Source organism: Cobetia sp. (assembly GCF_983723665.1).
In genome coordinates this window covers 1-2,550 of record NZ_CFDJES010000251.1, presented here as the reverse complement: position 1 = coordinate 2,550, position 2,550 = coordinate 1, and the positions used below count along the sequence as shown (strand labels likewise).

The 2,550-nt window shown below is 64.5% G+C and carries 3 protein-coding genes; all 3 read left to right on the top strand.

Features of this window, described 5'->3' with window-relative positions; all coding sequences use genetic code 11:
- Positions 1–278, top strand: a 278-nt coding sequence (locus AC4FAH_RS14500) for a hypothetical protein (protein WP_490246309.1), incomplete at its 5' end; no start/stop codon positions are given.
- Between the two features lie 12 nt (positions 279–290).
- Positions 291–482 carry a DUF7210 family protein gene (locus tag AC4FAH_RS14495; protein ID WP_490246308.1) on the top strand — a complete coding sequence of 64 codons (192 nt, stop codon included), beginning with the start codon at positions 291–293 and terminating at the stop codon, positions 480–482.
- A gap of 71 nt (positions 483–553) precedes the next feature.
- On the top strand, positions 554–2,550 hold a 1,997-nt coding region (locus AC4FAH_RS14490; protein ID WP_490246307.1), incomplete at its 3' end, for a phage tail tape measure protein.

Below are 2,550 nucleotides of genomic sequence, written 5' to 3'. Positions count from 1 at the left end.
CCGCGGCAGGCGATGTCACCGTGGATTACGACACCGAGGCGGTCACCGGCCATCGCGTGATGGGGGACACCGAGATCTCCAAGCCGCGTTACATCCTGGTGGATGGCATCAACCTGGCCACCGGCAAGCGTACCCGAGTCGAGATCTTCCGTGCCGTGTTGTCGGCAGATCAGGCCACCGAGCTGATGGGCACCGAGTTCATCACCGGGCAGCTGTCCGGCTCGCTGGTGGTGCCGCCCGGCAAGGGCGCCGCCTACACCGCCACCATGTACAGCTAACGGGAGCGAGCCATGACCGACAAGACCGCTACAGGCAAGACTGGCACTGAGGCCAAGTCCGGCACCGAGGCCAAGCCCACCGACTCGGTGAGCGTCAAGCTCAAGAAGGCGCATCGCCACGGCGGCAAGGAGTATGCCGCCGGCGACTCCCTCACCCTCGAGGTGCGCCAGCTGGAGCGCCTGAAGAAGGCGGGCAAGGCCTGAGCCTGCCTGCTGTGAGTTGCACCACCTAGCCCGCCATCTGGCGGGCTTTTTCATGTCCGGAGCACGACACGATGGCCAATCAGAGTGACATCCAGCTACGCATTCAGGCCGCGGTCGATGGGCTACAAGACATCGGCAAGCTGATGAGCGAGCTGGACAATCTCGGGCAGGACAGCAGCGAGGCCTCAGCCGAAGTCGAGCGCCTCTCCGAAGAGATGTCGGCCATCGGCCAGCAACAGAAGCTGGTCACCCAGATCAACAAGGTCGCGGCGGTCGTGGATGACGCCGGGACTGCCATGCGCGAAGCCGTGGGCAAGGCCGATGACTTGCAGGCTGCGTATGAGAATTCCGCCAACGGTGCGGACTCGCTGCGGCTGGCGACTCAGCGGGCGACTCAAGAAGCGGACGACGCCAAGGCGGCACATGTCGCCCAGGCCCAGACGCTGACCCAGCTGCAGACCAGCTACAAGGGCGCCCAGACCGCCACCACCGCCGCCCGTCAGGCATGGCGTGATGCCGCCCAGCGTGTGCGTGACCTCAAGTCAGAGATCGGCCGGAGCGCCAGCGCCACCGACGAGCAGCGTCAGGCATTGTCGCGGGCCAGTGGTGCCGTGGAGCAGGCGAAGGATGCCTACGATGCCCAGGCGCAAAGCCTCAGCAGCCTGCGTGATGAGTTGCAGCAGCAGCGTAAAGCGACGGATGAGGCCAAGGAAGAGTGGCAGAACGCCAGTGCCAGTGCGGCCCAGCTGACTGCCGAGCTCAAGCCGGTCGAGCGCGAACTGAAGCAGCAGGAAAAGGCCCTCAACAAGGCCCGCGCGGCAGCCGACAAGGCGACCGCCGGTCATGAGGCTCAGGCCCAGAAGCTGACGCGCCTGCAGCAGGATGCCCACGCCGCGGGTGTGGACATCGACAACCTGACCGATGAAGAGCAGCGCCTGGCCCGCCAATCTCGCGAGCTGGAAGACGACGTGACTTCGCTGGCATCTGGCCTGCGTGAGACTGCCGCGGCCGCCCGCGAGTCCGGTGAGGCTGCCGAGCGCAGCGAAAGCCGTTTCAAGAAAGCCGGCGCAACGCTCAGGCAGTGGGCCGCCGGTGCTGTCACGGCAGCAGGGGCGGGTGCTGCACTGGCTGCTGGCTGGGCCACGCGTTACACCGTCCAACAGGCCGAGATGGCTCAGCAACTGGATATCACGTCGCGTTCGCTGGGTATCTCCACCCAGGCGCTACAGGGCTATCAGTACGCCTTTCGGCGTGCCGGCATCGATGCCGACAAGACTGCCAATATCTTCAAGGACACGGCCGACAAGATCGGCGATGCCTACCAGAATGGCGGTGGTGAGGCGCAAGACGCCCTCGAGGCTCTGGGCATCAAGGCAGAGGAGCTGATCGAGCTGGCACCGGACGAGATGATGCTGCGGCTGGCCGATGCCATGAAGGACTTGCCCCAGGCATCTCAGGTCAATCTGCTGGAGTCACTGGCAGACGATGCCACGCGCCTGCAACCACTGCTTGCCAACAATGCCGCTGAGCTTCGGGCGCTGATGGAAGAGGCCAGCGAAGTGGGGGCGATCATGTCCCCCGAGAGGATCGCTGAGCTACAAGCGACCGACGCCGCCATCACCCGCCTGCAAGGCCGTGTTCAGGGGCTGAGCAATCGCCTGTTGGGCGAATTGTCGCCGGCGGTCAATCAGGTGTCTGCCGACTTCGAGCAGGCGCTGGAAGAGAACCCCGGGTTGCTGGATGACCTCGCCACGGCCATCGGTGGTGTGATTCGCACCGGCGGCGAGTGGGCGCGCAGCTTCATAGAGCATCGCGATCAGATCGGCGGTGCCATGCAGTCGGTCGTCGATACCGGCCAGTTCATGGGCAATTCTCTGCTGGCCGTATTCCGGTTGGTTCAGTCAGCGGCAGCAGGGTTGACGGCAGGTATCGCAAGTGTCAGCACCGGTGTGCTGCAGCTCAATGCCAAGTCGCTCGAGTTGCTGAACAAGGTGGGCGCTGCTTCCGACAAAGAAGTCGCCAGAGCGCAGGCCAAGGCTAAGGCAGCAGAACAGACACTCTATGACCT